This window comes from Acinetobacter sp. KAM396 (genome assembly GCF_021602765.1).
GTDB lineage: Bacteria > Pseudomonadota > Gammaproteobacteria > Pseudomonadales > Moraxellaceae > Acinetobacter > Acinetobacter towneri_A.
The window spans coordinates 34637-54714 of record NZ_BPPH01000001.1; the positions used below are offsets into that span (position 1 = coordinate 34637).

Below are 20078 nucleotides of genomic sequence, written 5' to 3' on the forward strand. Positions count from 1 at the left end.
TGTGTAACTGACCCTGCACCGGTAATTCAGGGTCATGGCTTATATGGAACAACTATGGCACTAATCGTTCAAAAATATGGCGGTACCTCAATGGGTACTCCCGAGCGCATTTTAAATGTTGCTCGTCGTGTGAAGCGCTGGCATGATCATGGCCACAAAGTAGTGGTTGTCGTTTCTGCCATGAGTGGCGAAACCAATCGCCTACTCGCTCTCGCGAAAGCCATTACCGAAACCCCTGATCCGCGTGAATTAGACCAAATGGTGTCTACAGGCGAACAGGTGACGATTTCGATGTTAGCGATGGCGCTGAATTCTATTGGTGTTGAGGCAAAATCACTAACAGGTCGCCAAGTTGGTATTCAAACTGACAGCGCATTTACCAAAGCACGTATTGAATCAATCAATACCGATGTATTGACTGAAAACCTAGACGCAGGCCGTGTGATTGTGGTTGCTGGTTTCCAAGGTTTTGATGCCGAAGGTAACACCACTACTTTAGGTCGTGGTGGTTCTGATACTTCTGGCGTTGCACTTGCTGCTGCATTGAAAGCTGATGAATGTCAAATTTATACTGACGTAGATGGGGTTTACACCACAGACCCACGCGTCGCACCAAAAGCTAAAAAAGTAGATCGTATTTCTTTTGAAGAAATGCTAGAAATGGCATCTTTAGGTTCTAAAGTATTGCAAATTCGTGCGGTTGAATTTGCAGGTAAATACCAAGTTCCTTTACGTGTATTATCAAGTTTTGATAATGACGATGATGGCGCATTCGACGAAGATTTTAAACAAAATGTCGGCACACTCATTACTACTGAATTGGAAGACAACATGGAACAACCTATCATCTCAGGTATCGCGTTTAACCGTGACGAAGCAAAATTAACTATTTTAGGTGTGCCTGACGAGCCAGGTATTGCATCTAAAATCTTGTCACCTATTGGCGCTGCCAATGTTGAAGTCGACATGATCATCCAAAACGTAGAAGAAGATGGTACTACTGACTTTACCTTTACCGTAAACCGCGGTGAACTTGCCAAAGCAAAATCAATTCTTGAAGCTACTGCAAAAGAAATTGGTGCGCGTGAAGTCGCGACACGTAGCGACATTGTCAAAGTATCTATCGTAGGTGTAGGTATGCGTTCACATGCGGGCGTTGCAAGCAAAATGTTTACTGCCCTTGCTGATGAAGGCATTAACATTCTCATGATTTCTACCTCTGAAATTAAAATTTCAGTAATCATTGAAGAAAATTACCTAGAGCTTGCAGTTCGTAGTTTACACACTGTATTTGGTCTAGATCGTGAAAGCGGCGAGTCTAGCGCACGCGCTTAATGACTCCCTGTCAGAAAATGTAATTGTCTGACAAATTTTGCGAAAAAGTACAAAAAATTAGAGCCACTATAGTTTTTTTTATAGTGGCTCTGTTATATTGAGCAATATGCTTTCATAAATTTTGACAGCGCTGTATCTTATAAAATAAATAATGATACGTTCCGTTAAAATTTACTGGTTTTTTATTTGGTTGTGACTTTTAAATTGCTTTAAAAATCAATGCAGGTTTAGCATTTTGCAAGGAGATAAACATGCTGATTCTCACCCGACGTGTCGGAGAAACATTAATGATTGGGGACCAAGTCAGCGTGACTGTGCTGGGCGTCAAAGGTAACCAGGTTCGTATTGGGGTAAATGCGCCAAAAGAAGTATCGGTTCATCGTGAAGAAATCTATCAACGTATTCAACACGAGCGTGCCATGCATGAGCATTTGCAACACTTAGATCAAGATTATCAACCATCATTTGAAGAAGATAACTACTCGCAAAATGACTTTAATCGTTAAACGATTAAGGTAATTGAATATAAAGCGGCTCATTTGCCGCTTTAAATTTTTCTTCTGAATGCTTTTTTAAAACTTGCCCCATTTCGATGTTGCTCGCTGATTCTGATTATGTACAGGATGTTTTATCTACAACTCAGCAATAGTTTTACATGAAAATTAATGTTATTTTTCCATCAATTCTAAAGCCTTTCGCACAGGTGCAAAACTTCGTCGATGTGCCGAAATCACACCATGCTGTGCAATCGCTTCAAAATGTGCTTTGGTTGGGTAACCTTTGTGTTTAGCAAAACCAAATTGTGGAAATGCTTGGTCAAGCAACACCATTTCACGATCTCGCGCCACTTTGGCTAAAATACTGGCTGCCGAAATCTCTGCATGTAATGCATCTCCCCCCACAACTGCATCACACGACATTGCTAAACCTTGCGGAATTTTATTGCCATCGACCAAGACATGCTCAGGTTGAATAGACAAAGCTTCTACCGCACGACGCATCGCCAATAACGACGCTTGCAAAATATTCACTTCATCAATTTCGGCTGCTGATGCTTCTGCAATTGCCCAAGCTAAAGCTTTTTCCTGAATTTCAACAAACAACTTTTCACGCTTTTTTTCTGTCAATTTTTTAGAGTCATTTAAACCTTCAATCGGGTTATTCGGATCTAAAATAACTGCCGCGGCAACAACAGAACCTACTAAAGGCCCACGGCCTGCTTCATCAACACCCGCAATTTTCATCATCTTTTTCCTAAAAAAAAGGCTGAAATATTCAGCCTATCTCACAATGCGCGTCATCATGCACCCTTTTTTAATTGTACAGAGTCACTAAACTTATCTGACTGCTTCTGCCACACATGCATTAATGGTTCTTGATACCGCGTTGCTCACAATCGTTGCACGGGCAGCAGGGTCAATTGCTGCTGTGGCTAAATCTACTGCAGTCACGTTTTGTGGTGCTTTTTCACTGACACAGCCACAAATTTCAGCTTGAACATTTTGCTTTTGCGTTGTTGTCATCACACGTGTCGCAGTGTGCCATGCAGGAATGTTATTTAATTCAGTCACACACTTGGCATTAATTGCAATTTTAATAGCCGTCATACCCAATTGTTGAGTTGCTGTCGGTGCAGTTGTCGTTCCTGTAGTAGTACCTGTAGTTGTGGTACATGCAGATAAAGCCAAAGCGATAGGTGCCAATACAGCGAGTAGTTTTTTCATGGATATTGTATTTAATATTCAAGTCATTTGGATGAAACAATGCCGCTATTGTGCCTAAACTTGTTTGGCGAAGGAATAGCTTTTTGCAATTTCTACATTCATGTGCCTAGTCTTAATAAGAACTTTATTTTTTTCAGCATTGCAGATTTTCAACACTCTGTTGCAGGTAGATACTTTTTACCACATGCGGTTGTATAGCATGCAAGCATCCATTAGCCTGAAATACAACATGAACAGTTCTCACTCATATTACACCCGTACCGCAGAATTTTTACATTTGCTCATGGCGATTATTTTTATTGCCGCACGGGCAATCGGTTTTTTAGTGGCAACCTTATAAGCGATGAAGCCGATGACAGCTTCAAAGGTGATGTGATTACCCTGCATAAAATATCGCTACACCAATTATAGTTTATGGGTGATTCGCTTATTTTGGCGTTATACCCACCCTGTACCGCAATTGCCTGACAGTATGTCATCTTTGATGAAAACATAAGCGCATTTGTGACATTTGGGTCTGTTTTTTATGCTGCTTGCGATTCCAATTACGGGCTGTTTAGTTGGAGAGTGGGGGGAAACTTGTGCATGTGCTGTATTTATTTGAAATTCCAGCATGGGTGGATAAGACCCCATAACTATTACGGATTGTTAAACCTGTGCATACTTATTGTCTTGGTTTGCAGAGGCAATGTTGGTTGAGCATGTATTTGCCGCACTCAAACATCACTTTATAGATAAAGAAGATGTATTGCGTAGTATGACGCAGCAAGGTCAATAATTTTAAAAATTTGAATTTAAAGCGACTTAAATTGTTCCCCCCAAACAGCAGCTTAAATTAAGCTGCTGCTTTGTAATCTAAGCGAATCTAAATTCAGTTTAACTCACGCCAATACTTGAATTTGATCAATCCATTTTTGCTTTTGTTCAACCGAAATAAATGAAGCTTCAAAAGAATTGATCGCCAATTGTTTTAATTCAGCATTGCTTAAGTCTAAAGCTTGGCTAATTGCAACAAAGTTATCATTCATATAGCCACCAAAATAAGATGGGTCATCTGAATTGACGGTCACTTTAACACCCTGCTGCAATAAACGGCGGATGTTGTGCTGTGTCATATCATCCACCACACATAGCTTTAAATTACTCAATGGGCAAACCGTGAGCGGCATTTTTTCTGCGATTAAACGCTGCATTAATACAGGATCTTCTTCAGAACGCACACCGTGATCAATACGATTTACTTTCAGTAAATCTAACGCTTCCCAAACATATTCGGATGGCCCTTCTTCGCCTGCGTGTGCCACGACTAAAAAGCCTGCTTCACGTGCTTTGGTAAAGACACGTTCAAACTTTGAAGGGGGATGCCCGACTTCGCTTGAATCTAAACCCACTGCAATAATTTGATCTTTATAAGGTAAAGCCTCTTCTAGCGTAACAAATGCAGCATCTTCACTTAAATGACGCAAGAAACACATAATTAAATGTGAACTGATGCCTAATTGTGTTTGTGCATCTTCGCAAGCACGTTGTAAACCATTAATCACGGTTGCAAATGCCACACCACGCTCGGTATGGGTTTGCGGGTCAAAAAACATTTCGGTATGTACCACACGGTCTTCAGCACATTTTTCAAAATATGCCCACGCTAAATCGTAAAAATCTTGCTCATGTAGCAATACTTGTGCGCCTGCATAATAAATATCTAAAAAAGACTGCAAGTTATGAAAGTTATAAGCTTGTTTGACTTCTTCTACAGACTGATACGGGATATCTATTTGGTTGCGCTGTGCAATAGCAAACATCAATTCAGGTTCAAAAGTACCTTCAATATGCACATGCAGTTCTGCTTTAGGTAATGCACGGATTAGCTCAAGTTGATTCATGTTCAGTCCTTTTTGTATTTTATGGGAGAATTTTAAAAATTGATCAAAATAAAAAAGGGTGCAAACTGAGTTTACACCCCTTTTCAGTTTAAAAATGTTAACCGCCAAACATGGCAAATTTTAATGCCCAAAGTACAGCAATTATCCACACCATATAAGGTACAGACTTCGCTTTGCCAGTGAGTAGTTTAATTAAGGCATAACTAATAAAGCCCATGGCGATGCCATCGGCAATAGAATAGGTAAATGGCATGAACACGAGTGTTAAGAAGGCAGGCACTGCTTCGGTAATATCATCCCAATCAATATGCACAATGCCCTGAATCATCAATACACCCACAAATAACAAGGCAGGTGCTGTTGCAAAACCAGGTACCGATTGCGCGAGCGGCGCTAGAAATAAACAGGCAATAAACAACAAGCCAACAATCACTGCGGTTAAACCAGTACGACCACCCGCTGCAACACCTGCAGATGATTCAATATATGGCGTTGTTGAAGATGTACCCAATGCCGCACCTGCTACAATGGCAGAAGAGTCGGCAAAAAGCGCTTTTTTCAAACGAGGTAATTTACCATCTTGTAACAAGCCTGCGCGGTGTGAAACACCCACTAAAGTGCCTGTAGAGTCAAATAAATCGACCAAGAAAAATACGAAAATTACACCAATTAAACTTGCTGTAAATAGACCTTCAAAGTCCATCTGCATAAAAGTAGGTGCAATAGATGGAATTTCACCAACCACTCCTTTAAATTCGCTTAGACCTAAAGCTGTTGAAATAGCAGTCAGCACCAAAATACTGATGATAATTGCACCACGCACTTTAAAGTGATGCATCACCACCACCATTAAAAACCCCAATAGCGCTAAAAGTACAGTGGGTTGTTTTAAGTCACCTAAGCCCACCAAAGTCGCAGGATTATCGACAATAACACCAGCATTTTTAAGTGCGATTAAAGCAAGGAATAAACCAATACCACCGCCAATGGCTAGTTTTAATGACATAGGAATGGCATTTACAATTGCTTCACGGATTTTAAACATGCTAATAGCAATGAAAATAATCCCTGATACAAAAACTGCTGCCAAAGCCGTTTGCCAAGGCACACCCATGCCTAAACAAACCGAGTAAGTGAAATAGGCATTTAGCCCCATGCCAGGTGCCAGTGCGATTGGGTAATTGGCAACAATCCCCATCACTAAACAGCCAATTGCTGCGGCTAAACAGGTGGCGACAAAGACAGCTCCATGATCCATTCCTGTTTCAGATAAAATCATCGGATTGACAATAATGATGTAACACATAGTTAAGAATGTGGTTACACCCGCCAAAATCTCGGTACGGAATGTGGTCTTGTTTTCACTTAATTTGAATAAGCGCTCAAGCATTCCCGCTGAGGATGGATTAGGAGTCGTCATGACCTAGCCCCTGTAAATAAACTGAGTTTGTAGCATGACTCAATTTTAAGTCAGCACTTAAAACCTGTGTCAGTTGTAACAATAGATTTGCCCAATGAGCATGTAAAATCACAAAAAAGATAAACTTAATTCACAATCAATCATTTGATTTTATCAAAATCAAAATTTCGGAATGCTAAATAAAAAAGCCGCATAAATTTTATGCAGCTTTGTTCATCTTGTTTCACTTCAGTCACACTCAAAAATAATGCAATTGAGTTGTGATGAAGCAGTTTCAATTGGCAAATTATATCATAGGGATTTTTTTTAAATTCTAGTTTTTTGAATTAAAGATAAAATTTTACGATAAAGTGAACCACACAAAAGAGTGATGAATAAGACAATTACCAGACAGCATGTTAGAAATTTCTACGTTTATTCTGTGACTTGCAAAGCGTGAGGTGTAGCGACTTCTGTTTTTTCTAGCGATAAATTTGCAGATTCTGTCAAAACTTGGTTCAGTTCTGCCTGCTTTCTCGTTTGCTCTTCCAAGTAAACAAGATAACCTAATAAAACGACCAACACCACCAAAATTAGTACAAGATTGTGTTTCATATCATTTACTTTTAGTGAACAATTTTAATACATAGTATCAAAAATTATGTGCAATGTAACTCTTAATGTACCCACATCAAAATTCACTTATGAGCCATGAACTTCCCCCCATTGCGCGATTGTCTGATTGATGTTTTTAAAGTGTTTTAAGAGACATAGAAAAATGTTGTTGCAATCGCGATTAACCATAGAAACGAAGCCCAAACCACATCCAATCCTGCATCCATTATGCTAAGTTCAGTTGTTTGATTCAAAAAATACGGTGGATAAAAGCTGAGGAAAACCGCTCAGTTAGTGTTGAATGATCTTATTGCGATTGAACTAAACTCCCAATAAATATACACCCTAGAAAATAAAGTGTAATTGATGAAACACGTCAGTTAGCTACCGTTAGTTATTGTTTTAAATTTAAATAAATGACTTATGACACAGTAGAAACACTTGATTCCCTAAAAACACCACGAAACAAAAAGCCCACCTTATAAGATGGGCTTTAAGTCACTGATTACTCAGTAAATATGGTAGGCATATCCAGACTCGAACTGGAGACCTCTACGATGTCAAGGTGGATAACATTTTATAAATATCAATGCATTAAGTAGCATTGACACAAGACCTGACACACTATGATTTTGGTCTATTTCTATCGAAATTCACCTGACACAATGATTATATCGGGTTTTAGCAGAATTTATAGTATCTTAAAACAGCAAACCCCAACACGCCTTGTTGCGTAGGGTTTGCACTAAAGCCCTCACTTGAGAGCTTTCTTATACGCATTACCAAGTTTTACGTCATAAGCATTTCTAGCATAAGCGGGACCATTGTAGCCGCGTGCAAATACTTTCCAGTCTTTGTTTTTTAGTGCGTTTACTAAGCCATTCACTTTAATGAAGCGGCACATTGCTTCAAGTTGCGATGCTTCGTCACGATACATCGCATTAATGAAGTTTTGCAGAGTTGGATAACTTAAAGCTTTCCAGTGATAGCCCATGACTTGACCAATGCCCCATGATGCTGACTCTAAAGCCGATTCACGGTGATATTGAGCAGCAGCATTCAAACGTCCGTGCTGTGCAGAATATAAGCCATAATTGCCCATAGTTTTGTTGCACAGATCAGGACGCTCTCGCATAGCTTTGTCTGCTATTGCTGCTTTACCATTTGCGATTAGTCTTTGCCGAAATACATGGCGCTCAAATAGAATCACTGGTGTGCCGTCAGCATTAAACCCACTGCCCTTGCACTCAACCTCAATCACGGCTTTTAGTGCTGCAACTTCGATACCGAGTCCCAATGCTTGTGCTTGAATCTGAGCTTCAGTTAGTTTTTTGCTCATCATTATCTCCGTGCAATTCAGGCTGATATTTCAAGCGTGAAAAAATACTTAACACGTTGTTCAAAAAGCCAAGCCATAGCACCCATGAGTGTGGCAATAACTCTTTAATTTCTTGTGGTACTGCTGCCCAAAATTGTGGAAAATTAGAGCCAAATAGCCAAAGTAGTTCAAAAGCCGCATACATCAAGACATAAAAAAAGGCGCTTAATGCACCCACTTGTACCGACTTGAGTTTCCAAGCCTGTTTCCAGTTATCGATCAGTTTCATCACACCCACCCTTTTTACACGTAATTTTTCGCATATTGATTCTGTGCAATTCTGCTGCACGTTGATTTTCTAAAAACTTGAACACTAGATTCACAATAAAGCCTGCTAAAGCGACTGCGAAACCCAGCCATGGCAATATGTCTATTGATAAAAGCCAAGCGATAAAGCCACCGCCTGCCCCGACATACGTTGTTTTGCTTGCTGCTGCTGATACTGTTGCTGCAATCTCCGCAGCGGCTTGCTTCGTTTCAGACACGGTGCCCCCTAAATTTTGGTAATAAAAAAACCCTAATCTCATTAAAGATTAGGGCTATTTTTAAAATAAAATACTGCGCTTAGTTTGTGAATCTTGCATAAACTCTACTATTAAGCCAAGTGTCAGATGTATTTGTGAATCCGTAATCAAAAGCAACACCTATAAATGGTTTATCGCTTTGCGCTGATGATTTAAAAAGCTTTGCTGGTAGAACAAAACTAGCAAACGCATCTTTGCTGTACGAAAGCACCTCACAACTCGCAAAGTTTGCAGAAGCTTCTAGTGTAAAAACTTGAGCCATCTTTAAATTAGCAGGTTGCGGTGCAACGTAAATCAATGGTTTAGCATCAAGTTTAACTTTGTTGCTTTGCGCGAACTTTACACTATAAGTCATAATTTGCTCAAGACCACTACATGCTGTCGCAAGATTATTTTGTCCGTTGTGTGTGTAGCTTATAGTATTACCTCTGCTGTTGTCTTGATCATAGATATTAATTGAACTTGGTACTTGTTCAGCTACCCCCCTCGGATAAGATGCATTAATATCGACTTCAAAAGTACAGCCATTTAATCTATATACATCAAGCTCTGCGATCTTAGAGCCAGCACGAACACCTGAATAATCAACATCATTATCTTTAAAGATATAATTTCGCAGTATGATTTGAACATCAATACCGAGGTGTGCAAACTGATTTTTAATCGTGAACAACTTTGGTGCTTTGATATAGTTTCTAAAAATATGCAAGCCTTCATTAAAGAGTATGCGCATATCTAAAAACTGTTCATTAAGTTCCGTGTCAAAACTTGCAAAAAAACTATTATCTCTGAATTGTTGCGCGCTTTTAACAATAACACCGTAATCTTTCGCCAGATCTCCAGAGGTTGTGATGAATGATCGCTGCGTTAAATCTCGACCAGCCAAGATTGATGACTTAATACCTGCATCTAAATACGCCTGCTCGCTAGTGTATGATAAGGCATTATGCACATTATCAAAAATATCAGCAAAACCGTAAGGTTCAACACCACCATCTTGAAACCAAAACGCTAGAAAGTGATTGGTTTTAGCAGTGTTTCCATAAGCAAAAAAGTTATCTTTTACTGGTTGTGCGTAATCCCAAAGATACGCGCATTGTAGAAGCGCAACAGAATAACCATCTACTGTATTGTTATAGAAGTAGTTTTCAGTCCCATGTGATTCAAAAGCACAAGCAATCAATCGTGCCTTAAGTGAGCTATCCGTAAACTTATTACTGTACACTCTGCAATCAGGGGCAATAACCCAAAGCGAGCTATGGTCATTACTGAATGATGTGTTTGATAAAGTATCTTTTACATGATTGTCATGAAAGCGCACACCCTTAGCCTTATTACGCGCAACCAAGATGTTGCCGTAATCCCCGCCTATGGTTGTTAAGCCGTACATGTGGAAGTTAGTGCAACCACCCAAGAAAACAAGATACCTTGATGTTGAGTGTGTGCTTGTCATCCCACCAGCTAAACTACTATCAATAGTTCCCGCGCCAAATAATTGAACATCATCTTGTGGGTTTGCATCAACCCAATCTTCTTCAGAACTTGGGTTTGCAGCACAGAATACATAAGTTGAACCATCATTAAAATATGAGCCTATTTTAATTGATGCACCTGACAAGATATTAATATGAAAACCAGATACTAACCGAACACCACATTTAATTGATGTCGGGATATGCGTCATACTACCAGTACGTGGTAGTTCACTATTGATTAGCATATCTTTGTCGATAATGATCCGACCTGTCAGTTTGTTTTTTTGCAATGCAAAATTCAGCTTATCAAAATTCTGAGCATCATCGGTCACACCATCACACGCACAACCTGCCATGTACGGAGTATAAGTATCGGACTCTAAGAAACGCTCCCAACCGTTAAAAATAAACACACCGTCATTTTCAGCAGCACGAGCTGACTTATAAATAAACCAGTTGCCACCTTTGTACGGGGTTGCCTCACCAAGATAGCTAACGCCATTTCCAGGATAGTAAGATTTTACAAAGACGCGCATGCCGTTGAATGGGTTTTGAATTGCCAACATTTCTGCAATCGACTCTAGCCCATCATTTATTTTTTTTTGGGGAATACCATGATAAACAACAAAAGAAGCATCCCATTCTGTATATGTACCCGTTTTCTCAACATCATAGACCACAAACCCAAATCGATCTTTAACAACAACCCGATACAAGCCATCAAGGAAAATATCAGCTTCACCCGCCGCATCAAGCAAAATCGGGTTTGTGTTTTCGGTTGTTTTATCAATATCAAGCCATGTGGTTTTTGGAATATCTGAATTCGGCTCATAGGTATAAACTTTGCAGCCAGACAGTGGAATGCCGAGCTTATTTGTGAACTTAGCCCGAATTTGCGGCATTGGTGATGCGATATTTGACATAAGAATATCCATAAAAAAACCACCAGTTAAGGTGGTTGATGTGGTTTAATTTGGGGATAAGAAAAATTGAGGGGTTGGGAATGAAGAAAATTATCGTTGCTTTGTTTGGGGTTTTCTGCTGAGTGGGTGCGAGGACTCAAACAGCAAGCCAACGTACAGTGAAACTGGCTTGCCAAAAAATTGCAGAGCAATCATCAAGGCCAACATTGAAGAATATAAAAAGGTTCGCAGATATTCAGACTACGAGCTAATCATTCTGGAAACAGATGGCATAATGGATTCGATTAACCGAAATTGTGGTGAAAATGGTTATTCATGGGAATCTGATTAATAAAAAAGCACCCTAGGGTGCTTTGTTTTCATCTTGACACATTTTCAATATCTTTCTTGCGTCAATTGTTCCAGTTAGAATGAATGATATTGCTGCAACAATTGCAACTACTGGTATTAATAAGAATAGATACGAAAAAGCATTCGAATCCCATTTTGCAATAATGGATGTAAAAATCATTAGCGTAAAAAATGCAGCAAAACCCCACATGACAATAGAAATTCTGGCTAAATATTTTCTCATAAAACCCCCATAGTTATGAGGGATTTATAGCATAAATTTTATTGCTTTGCTGTGTTTGCTCCACCAATTAACCCAAGCTTAGTGAGTTGATCAATAATCGATTGGCTTGTTTGGGTTGCTGGTAGTGGTGTTTTGCTTGCAAGTGATGCAGCTCCCTTGGTTGCCCTTGATACACCAACCTTAGTTGCTGCACCCTGTAATGGTTGAACAACATTATTGCCAATAACTGGAACATACTGCCCCCAATCTCCAGCAGACTTAATCCATCTACTAAAGTAATTCATTAATCCAGATGCTGTATTTGAGTTGTTCACATAAGAATGTGCTGGCTGTGTTACGAGGTACTCCATCGCCATTCCAATATCTTTTATGCGTCTAACCTCATCAGGACTAAATAGAATTGAAAGCTTTCTATCACCGATTTTATCAAGAGCAGACTTCATAGCTGCTGGGCTTGGCTGCCCATTCTGCTTGATTGCTTGATTGCTAATATATTCCAAAGTCTGCTGCTTAATATCACGAACAACCTGAGGATTGTTTGCAGACAAGACCTCGATGGTTTTATTTAACTCATCTACATTCCCACCAAGAATTCGACTTTGAAACACCTTGTCTGGCTTAACATCCTTAAGAGCATCCTTGAGTATTGGTATCTGCTCTTTAAGTTGGGTGTTCGCCTTATAAGCATCTCTTGCAAACTTGTACGCTACCGCTGAATCATTACCCAAGAGCCCACCCAATGCCTGTGCTTGGCGATTATTTAGGGCATCTCGCACCAATCCAATTGCTCGGCTTGTGCTGGTACCCTCACCTGTCACTGGTTTAAGTGCTGACTTGTATTCATCATTAAGCAACTTAATGAATTCATCTGCCTTATTTAGCGTGAACATATCGGGGTTTTTTTCAACATCCCTAAGCATCTTTTTAACACTTGCTGGGAGGCTCATGCTTGCATAATTTTGCTCCAGTACGTCATTCGCTTCTTGTGCAAATGCTTTCCCATCCAAAACAGCATTGCTACCCTGGGTGTTTCGAGCAATATCATAAGCTGATCCGACGAACTCCTTATTTTTGGAGTAGCGATCAGTTAGGGTTTCCATGGCGTCTTGAGCTACAGCGTACTGATCTATGGCTTTCCCGCCAGTTGCTGCAATTGACTCATCTAACAGTTCAGCAATTTTTTTGTTGTCAGCTACAAACTTATCTCGAAGCGCATCGCCAGCTGGAACTTTTGCCAATTCAGCCTCTTGCTGCCAAAGCTTCGGGTCACCAGTGACTTGAGCTCTAGTTCCACGAATACCAACACGATCCAGGACGGCTTTTCGCACAACCGCATCAGGGTTTAGATTTTTGCCAGACTCTAGTGCTTTTCTGGCTTCAGTTCGCAAGCCTTTTGCAACATCGTCACTCAGGTCGGAGAGTTTTAAGCCCTTTGTCTTTAAGGCATTATTAATATGTAGATCAACATTGATATTGGTTGTGCCAAGCTTGTCATCAATGCTTTGTAGGATTCTGTTTGTTTCCACTGTACTAACTTTGGATAAAGCATCAGCGGCTTTATTTCTTGCTTTTTGAGCAACCTTAGTCACACCTTCGCCAACTTTTTGACCAGCTGCAGCACCAATAGCACCACCAAGCGCACCAGCACCCATGCTTTTTAATCGTTGCGTGCTATTCTCATGCACACCAGTCGCACCAACCAAAGCACCCAGCGCAGCATTCTTACCAAGGAACTCTGCACCTGCTTTAGATACCAGTGGCACACCTGATTTGAGTGTTCCGCCTGCGCCTGCAATTGGAGCAGTCATTACCATGTTTGCACCAATACGACCAACATCCACACCTTGATTATTAGCCTTTCGTACTGTGTTGTGAGCATTATTAATGTTCTTATAGGTCTTGGTAACTCCTTCATAAGAATTGGTTGGTAATTTGGTGCCAGCAACTGCGTTGACGCCTTGGCTGATCTTGTCTTTAACGTATTGAGCGCCTTGAACAAATGGCACACCAATATCAGCAGCACCAAGCAAAGCTGACTCCCATAATTGGGTTGGCCCTTGCTTCTTGAGTGCTTCTTGTTCACGTTTTTGGCGTGCCTCTTTGGTGTTATCGAATGGCTGGTAATTGCTTTTAGGTTTTGAATCTACAAAGCGAACTTTCAACCCTAGATCGCCAGCAATCTGCTCTTGTGAAAAACCATCAGCACGTGCTTGTTTAATACTGCTGTTGAAGTCAGGGTTTTTGCGGAGCTCATTCCAGATCTGATAATCCTTCATGCCTTTGTTTTTTGCATTTTGGATAAATGCAACTGTTTGAGATGCCATGTTAGCCCCCTGGGAATAGTTTTGCTTCTTGTTCTGGCGTTAGGTAGCTGGACTGCTGTGTATTTTGGTTGCTTTGCTGGAATAGCCTTACTTCATCCTCGGCGCTCAAATATCTGGTGGCTGGTGGTTGCTGCTGCGGAAATAACTTCGCTTCATCTTCAGCACTTAGATATTTCTGCCTGATAGTTTGAGGTTGTGACTTTCCAAATAATCTGACCTCATCCTTTGCGCTCAGATATTGCGGCTGATAACCGCCTTGTTGAGCGCTGCCGCCAAGAAGCTTATTAATCTCAGCTTGTGATCGTTTTGGTTGCGCATAAGGCGAAGATGGTAGGGATGCCCAAGTACCACCAAGCTTTTGGATAGCAGCCTGATAATTGCCTTTCAGCACATCACCAAGCGCACCTTTTTGCATGATCAAGCCAATAGCACCAATATCTTGTGACTGTGGGGAGAAATCCTTCAGGTTGTACTGACGAGAAAGACCATCCCATGTGCCTTTTAAGAACTGGTAACGACCTGCTGCCGTGGTGAAATTGGTTTTACCATCAGTCTGTCTAAATGATTTTCGCACATTTGGGTGCGCAGATAAGTTGCTAAATCGCTCGTTGCCGAAGATGGTGTTATAGCCATGCCGAACACCCTCAGCGCTGGCAATAACATCAAGCAACTTTCGCACGTTTGGATTGTTTAAATACTGCTGAGGGGATGCCATGCTTCACCTATTTGAAGTAAGAGAGTGACGCACCACCAGAGCCGCCACCGCCTTGCTGAGATTGGAAATAGCTTCCGTTGCGAATGCCCTCAGCCTTGGCTTGATTAGATTGCAGTCTGCGCTCTGCCATCTGAATAGCTCGATTGTAGATTGCTTCACGCTGCGCACGTGGCAAGTTTGCCGAACCTTGCAGTTGCAGCAAGATTGCTCGCTCACCCTCTGTAGGCGCACCACCAAATGTGGCTTTCAGCATTTCCAGGGCATTACCAGTGACAATGTTATTCAGCATAGCTGTTGCTGTTGCTGCTTCACTGTCTGTCAGGTTTCCAGCAACTGCGGCTCGCTGTGTAGCACCAAAACCATCGTATGCAGTTTTGCTGTAATTCAATGCAGCACGCAGGTTTTCAATACCGTTTTGAGCAGCAGAAATAGAGTCCGTAACCTCAAACAGCTCTTTTTGCGCAGTTGCAGACATGCCACCTTTGCCAGAATTGGCAGCAGGCGCTTTAGCGTGTTTTCCATCCTGACCAAGCAGTGGCTCGTATCTACTCCCTGCTGGGCGGTTCTTGTAGAAGATATACCCCATACCATCCGCACCAGCCACAACCTCGCCTTGATTCTGCTCAATATTGATTTTCTGTTGCTCAAGAGCCTGCTTGACTTGTAGCTCTTGCTGCCCAAGCTGATAGTCTTTGTCAGTGCTGTAAATACTCGCCTGAGTAGTCCGGATATTGTTGTTGGCGGATGTTTGGTTATCCAAAACATTGTCAGCAGTAGTGAGTGAGTATTTCGGATCTTGCAATCCTTTGAAGCGACCTAGTGCATATTGTTGCGCCTCAGCAGCATTGGTTGGCATATTGGTCAGCGCATCAAGCTCGGCCTGATAGTTCTCAGGACTGATCACACCATTGTTTTTCATGCTCTCAAGTTGTGCTTTTGCTGCATTTGGCCCACCAGTTAGAAATGCCGACCAGATAGAGCCGACATTGTTTTGGCGTGTAATGCCTGTTTCGGTGGTGATCTTTCCAGTTTCAGCGCCAATTTTTCCTGACTCGGAGCCAATCTTTCCAATTTCAGCATAAGTTTTGCCAAGGTCAGCATTGAACTTCAGTTGATCTGCTGCGGCTTTTGCTGATGCAAGTTGGTCGGCTTTAAGTTGGGTATTTAGCCTGTTTGCAAAAATAGAGTTATTCGCAAAGGCTTGCTGTTCTTTAGGGTCTTGAAGTTGTCGCATTTTTCGAACTTTGCTGTCATACCCAATCTGACCAATGGCGCCAATCAGGTTTTGCAAACCAGCGTTATTTCGCTGCTGGATCTCCTGCTGCATTGCCGCGCCCTGAAGAATAATATTTGGATCAATCGCCATATTTCACCTCAAATAAATAATCCAGCAACACCAAGACCAGCACCAACCACAGAGCCAAATGTATTGGCTGTTCGGTTTCCAGCCGCAATCTGCCCAGCAGCCTGAGCATTAGCCCCTGCCATGGTGTTATTTGCCACGGCTTGAGCGGTCTGAGCGCCTGCGTTCCCTTGTTGAGCCGCTGCGTTTTGACCAACACCAACAAGGTTTGACAATCGGTTGTACTGGTTAGTCTGATCTGCGTTAAACCGGTTGTAGGCATTTTGATACTCTTGACTCGCCATGTTTTGGCCATAGCCCTGTAGTGCTTTTAATGTTGCGCCTGACAGCAAACCACCACGTGCAGCAGCACTCGATTGAATAGCGTCCTGACCCTGTTGTAGTCGGAACCGATAACTTGGGTCGCTGTAAATATCTTGACCAGTGTAGGTTTGGTTAAAATAACCATCAGGGCCCATTTGACCCATTAATTGAGCTAGTGAGTTTTTACCAGCATCTGCATAAGGCATTAAGTCTGTACGGGTTTGGTCGTACATATCTTTTTGAATTTGGGTTGCTTCTCTTGATGCTGCTGCCTGCGTGTTTGCTGCGTTCTGGGCTGCTTTCGCCTGCTGATTTGCCCCGGTTAATGAGCCGAGCGCTTTCCCTACGAATGACATACTTCACCTCATAATTTTTTAAACATGATTGTTTCGATTGGCTGGAAGCCTTTGCGCTGCCACATGGCCTGACAGTCATTCGCGGCAAGGTTTGCCAGCGTCCAAAATTGCGCTCGCTCTTTGATGTATTGCTCAGAGAATTGCAGCAGTTTTGCAGAGTGGTTGCGATAATCCGGATCAACGAAAATTGCATCGGTATGTGCTTGAGTCATGCCCTTATGTCGAAGCATTGGTGTAATGAATATCCAGTGAAAGCCGATTGCTGCACCATCTTTCCGCATCACCAAACAATGGAAGCTATCAAGCTGTTCGCAGTGTTCAAACAATTCAACATCAAAGTTGAGCTGCAAGCCAGTGAATCCAGATTCCCCTAGTTCAAAAACCTGTTTACATAACGGCATCAACTCCTCTATGCAATCAATCCACTTCTCGCGCTGAATCGTAATCACTGTGCTTGCTCCGATACAGAAAGCATGGCGTTGCAACCTTCGCCTTTGAAATAAACCTTAAACCCGCCTTCAAGCACATGATTAACCACTTCTGGGCAAAGGTAGCTTTCATTCGGCATAAGGATTTTCTTTACAAGACGCTGAGCTGATGCGGCGGGAGCGCTGATATTGGAAGGCAAAATATAAACCTCAATATTTACGTTATCCCCACTTGCATTGTGAAAGGTACAAGCTCGAATATGGGCGATTGCTGCGCTTTTAACTTCATACGCCAAAACATCACCAGCAACCAAGGTTTGCGGCTTGAACGGTGTTTTATATAGAATCATTAAGTATCTCGCTTGATGGCACTATTGCCAGCGGTGCATGAAATTCAGGCAATAAAAAAACCGCTTGAAGCGGCTGTATTTGATCTTGAGCGGCTTGCTGTATAGGCGCCACATAAAGCTCATCTTTTATTGCGCTTAAATCTAATAAGGTTTGGTTTTGTATGGCTTGCGGTGGCAATTGATGAGCCATCTGTGTGATTTCAGCTAAGTCGGCCTGATCATCAACCGATGCCACCTGTGACAACCGCAAAAAGAACATATACCAGACTTGCGACAATTGCCCATTGATATACATTGGCTCTTGAATCGGCACCTGAGTTGTATCAAACATTGGCTTTATCTCACCCTTGCTTTAGCCCCAAGAATAACCAGTCGGCTTGAATCACTGATTCTTAGTCGGAATACTCGGTTTCTGGACTGCCCCAATCGATTAAATACAGTGCGCTTGTTGAATTCACCAATTGCACCAAAATCCAAAACTCGGTCTTTGGACCATGATTTGCCACGATCGTCTGACCAGTCCAGGCGAACTACCGGATTAGTGTTTTCCTGCTGACCGGTTTGTAATATCAACTCAACTGCATCAAATACCAGTTGTGAGCCTTGCGGGTTAATGACTGGTGTAACTCGCTCTCGTAGAATTGGCTCTAAGTTGTCGGTACTGCAATCGGGGCATAATCGGTAAACAATGCCGTTAGATCGATCACCCACCAAGTGCTCACCATTAAAAAACACATGGGTCATAGCGCGGTGGTGCTCATGCTGATACTCAGTCAAATTATAAAAACTACGCTCATGCCACATATTCGTGGTCGCATCAAAACACCATGTTTTTTTAGCGGTCGGGAAAGTCATCATCAAGAAAGCATGACCGTCTTGTTGATAAGCAAATGAATAAGCATCATCAACGCGCTCGTAGTTTGCAATTTCCGTTTCAATTGCATGATTTGATACGCGCTGCGCCTGATAGCCTTGTGTTACGACAATTTGCGCCTGACCGTGCTCGGAGCGTGTAAGCCATGCCAGTCCACCACCAAACACACAAACAGAATTTTTAGCAGCACAACCAGTTGCAATGAAAGCACCTGACATGCGCTGAAATGGCAAGTCTGGATTGCCGGTGCTTATCCAGACCTCAGTTGTCTTTTCGCCAATCAACCAAAGTTGGCTATTTACGGTGATAGTTCTGATCAGGTTGTCCGACTTCGCTTCTGCGGTGGCGTAGTTTAAGCCGGATGTTGCGGTTTCAAGTAAGTCTGACCATTGAATCCGACCTGAATTTGGAACAGTCCATACAAGACGGGAATCAAGCAAGGTTACATCAGAAGCACCCATGAACTCAGAGCCGTCACTAGCATTAATGACGCTTAGTAATTCACTGGTAATAGTGTATTTATAGGTGCTTCCCCCGACAATCATGACATGAATGCCATTGTCAGCAAAATAGACAATATCTGTTCCGGTAATTGCGCCTATCTGCTTCACATTGTCGTTTTTATCAACTCGATATAGTGTCTGACCTGCCACGACCAAAACAGCGCTATTAAGCGCATACAGACCACGAATAGCGCCTGAGAATCCAAACCTTTTTACTAGCCCTGGTGTTGGTAATAATGCCGACACCTGCGGAGTATTACCACTTTCAACCACTTGAGGGTAGAAATTTAAAGTGCGCTGGCAGTCAATTGCCCAGTCTTTAAGGTGGTAGGACTGACCAACAATCGGCAAATCAATAACATTCATCGTATCCACTCACCCCAATATCCAAGTCGTTTTTCACATACAGCGGTGTAATATTGCTGCGCCTCAAGACTTCGATAGCATTGCGCTGGTTCAGTAAGAGCATTTGCGTAGGCTCGAGCCCAAACATTGGCGCAAGCTCAACCGCCAGCGTTAAAAACAAGGCTCGCTCATACTGTGGTGGTAGCACCAATTCATCACCAGGCTCTAATGCGTATGGCAAAGAGAAAGCCTTGAACTTTAATTCACCAGTGCCGCTAAATGTCCAGATGTTGCCAGATACCGAGTAAGTGACCGCCGGATTGGTTGTGGTTGTGTTGGTGTCACGAACCAATCGAATTGGCTCACCATCTAGTGTAGCGGTATCGGAAACGTGCTGAATGGATGCGACCAGTGCTGGGTTATCCAAAGCATCAGGGGAAATGGTTGCTGTACCTGTTAGGTTTAGCGTGATTTCCTGCACCTTGTTTACATAGAGTCGCATTGTGGCCCATTGAGCCAAAACACCCTGTAGAGAGTAAAGTGCGTCCACAAGCTCGCTTGCTTCAGCATTCTCACCTGCGGCCAATACCCCTAACTGTTTAAGTGCTGATTCAATGATCTTGGTGACGTTCATGATTATCTACCTATCCAACCTTTTAAAATTAAAGCTTCAATAATTTTCTGTGA

General features: G+C 42.1%; 20 protein-coding genes and 2 pseudogenes. 3 read left to right on the forward strand and 19 right to left on the reverse strand.

Annotation, left to right across the window (positions count from 1 at the left end; all coding sequences use genetic code 11):
• Nucleotides 1-54: 54 nt before the first annotated feature.
• Together L6C30_RS00160 and csrA are read left to right on the forward strand one after the other, a co-directional pair.
• A complete protein-coding gene (locus L6C30_RS00160; RefSeq protein WP_178318484.1) occupies nucleotides 55-1335 on the forward strand; it encodes an aspartate kinase in 1281 nt (426 codons plus the stop codon).
• Nucleotides 1336-1586: 251 nt separating this feature from the next.
• Nucleotides 1587-1841: a carbon storage regulator CsrA gene (gene csrA, locus L6C30_RS00165; RefSeq protein ID WP_004971589.1), complete on the forward strand. Its 255-nt coding sequence runs from the start codon at nucleotides 1587-1589 to the stop codon at nucleotides 1839-1841.
• Nucleotides 1842-2003: 162 nt separating this feature from the next.
• Here the strand turns inward: csrA and rnhB are convergent.
• Nucleotides 2004-2585 (reverse strand): annotated as a pseudogene (gene rnhB / locus L6C30_RS00170) (ribonuclease HII); the annotation flags it as partial.
• A gap of 87 nt (nucleotides 2586-2672) precedes the next feature.
• Nucleotides 2673-3059, reverse strand: a complete 387-nt coding sequence (locus tag L6C30_RS00175) for a hypothetical protein (protein WP_236162293.1) — start codon at nucleotides 3057-3059, stop codon at nucleotides 2673-2675.
• 229 nt (nucleotides 3060-3288) lie between these two features.
• Between L6C30_RS00175 and L6C30_RS00180 the strand changes: the two are divergent.
• A pseudogene (locus L6C30_RS00180) lies at nucleotides 3289-3837 on the forward strand (cytochrome b).
• A 103-nt stretch (nucleotides 3838-3940) separates the two neighbouring features.
• Here L6C30_RS00180 and L6C30_RS00185 read toward each other — a convergent pair.
• From L6C30_RS00185 to L6C30_RS00265, 17 genes are all read right to left on the reverse strand, one after another.
• Nucleotides 3941-4942, reverse strand: coding sequence for an adenosine deaminase (locus tag L6C30_RS00185; protein WP_236162292.1), 1002 nt, complete (start codon nucleotides 4940-4942; stop codon nucleotides 3941-3943).
• 97 nt (nucleotides 4943-5039) lie between these two features.
• Entirely contained in the window at nucleotides 5040-6362 is a 1323-nt protein-coding gene (locus L6C30_RS00190; protein WP_026438181.1) for an NCS2 family permease, read from the reverse strand.
• 414 nt (nucleotides 6363-6776) lie between these two features.
• Nucleotides 6777-6956, reverse strand: coding sequence for a hypothetical protein (locus L6C30_RS00195; protein ID WP_070156055.1), 180 nt, complete (start codon nucleotides 6954-6956; stop codon nucleotides 6777-6779).
• Between the two features lie 754 nt (nucleotides 6957-7710).
• The gene (locus L6C30_RS00200; protein ID WP_236162291.1) at nucleotides 7711-8295 is read right to left on the reverse strand and encodes an N-acetylmuramidase family protein; all 585 of its coding nucleotides are present in this window, start codon (nucleotides 8293-8295) and stop codon (nucleotides 7711-7713) included.
• A complete protein-coding gene (locus L6C30_RS00205) occupies nucleotides 8276-8563 on the reverse strand; it encodes a hypothetical protein (RefSeq protein ID WP_236162290.1) in 288 nt (95 codons plus the stop codon). The genes L6C30_RS00200 and L6C30_RS00205 overlap by 20 nt, the downstream gene beginning before the upstream one ends.
• On the reverse strand, nucleotides 8547-8819 hold the full coding sequence (locus L6C30_RS00210; protein WP_236162289.1) for a holin: 273 nt from the start codon (nucleotides 8817-8819) through the stop codon (nucleotides 8547-8549). Before L6C30_RS00210 ends, L6C30_RS00205 begins: the two co-directional genes overlap by 17 nt.
• 79 nt (nucleotides 8820-8898) lie before the next feature.
• Nucleotides 8899-11256: a hypothetical protein gene (locus L6C30_RS00215; RefSeq protein WP_236162288.1), complete on the reverse strand. Its 2358-nt coding sequence runs from the start codon at nucleotides 11254-11256 to the stop codon at nucleotides 8899-8901.
• A gap of 343 nt (nucleotides 11257-11599) precedes the next feature.
• The gene (locus tag L6C30_RS00220) at nucleotides 11600-11830 is read right to left on the reverse strand and encodes a hypothetical protein (protein ID WP_236162287.1); all 231 of its coding nucleotides are present in this window, start codon (nucleotides 11828-11830) and stop codon (nucleotides 11600-11602) included.
• A gap of 38 nt (nucleotides 11831-11868) precedes the next feature.
• Complete coding sequence (locus tag L6C30_RS00225; RefSeq protein WP_236162286.1) at nucleotides 11869-14154, reverse strand: hypothetical protein; 2286 nt, start codon at nucleotides 14152-14154, stop codon at nucleotides 11869-11871.
• A gap of 1 nt (nucleotide 14155) precedes the next feature.
• A complete protein-coding gene (locus L6C30_RS00230) occupies nucleotides 14156-14869 on the reverse strand; it encodes a glycoside hydrolase family 104 protein (protein WP_236162285.1) in 714 nt (237 codons plus the stop codon).
• A gap of 7 nt (nucleotides 14870-14876) precedes the next feature.
• Nucleotides 14877-16235, reverse strand: coding sequence for a hypothetical protein (locus tag L6C30_RS00235; protein ID WP_236162284.1), 1359 nt, complete (start codon nucleotides 16233-16235; stop codon nucleotides 14877-14879).
• A gap of 8 nt (nucleotides 16236-16243) precedes the next feature.
• Nucleotides 16244-16891, reverse strand: coding sequence for a DNA transfer protein p32 (locus L6C30_RS00240; protein ID WP_236162283.1), 648 nt, complete (start codon nucleotides 16889-16891; stop codon nucleotides 16244-16246).
• An 8-nt stretch (nucleotides 16892-16899) separates the two neighbouring features.
• Nucleotides 16900-17340 (reverse strand): GNAT family N-acetyltransferase, encoded by a 441-nt coding sequence (locus L6C30_RS00245; protein WP_236162282.1) that lies wholly within the window; start codon nucleotides 17338-17340, stop codon nucleotides 16900-16902.
• Nucleotides 17337-17669, reverse strand: a complete 333-nt coding sequence (locus L6C30_RS00250; RefSeq protein ID WP_236162281.1) for a hypothetical protein — start codon at nucleotides 17667-17669, stop codon at nucleotides 17337-17339. The genes L6C30_RS00245 and L6C30_RS00250 overlap by 4 nt, the downstream gene beginning before the upstream one ends.
• The gene (locus L6C30_RS00255) at nucleotides 17656-18000 is read right to left on the reverse strand and encodes a hypothetical protein (protein ID WP_236162280.1); all 345 of its coding nucleotides are present in this window, start codon (nucleotides 17998-18000) and stop codon (nucleotides 17656-17658) included. The genes L6C30_RS00250 and L6C30_RS00255 overlap by 14 nt, the downstream gene beginning before the upstream one ends.
• 5 nt (nucleotides 18001-18005) lie before the next feature.
• On the reverse strand, nucleotides 18006-19412 hold the full coding sequence (locus L6C30_RS00260) for a packaged DNA stabilization protein (RefSeq protein ID WP_236162279.1): 1407 nt from the start codon (nucleotides 19410-19412) through the stop codon (nucleotides 18006-18008).
• Nucleotides 19399-20025 carry a hypothetical protein gene (locus L6C30_RS00265; RefSeq protein ID WP_236162278.1) on the reverse strand — a complete coding sequence of 209 codons (627 nt, stop codon included), beginning with the start codon at nucleotides 20023-20025 and terminating at the stop codon, nucleotides 19399-19401. Before L6C30_RS00265 ends, L6C30_RS00260 begins: the two co-directional genes overlap by 14 nt.
• Nucleotides 20026-20078 lie beyond the last annotated feature (53 nt).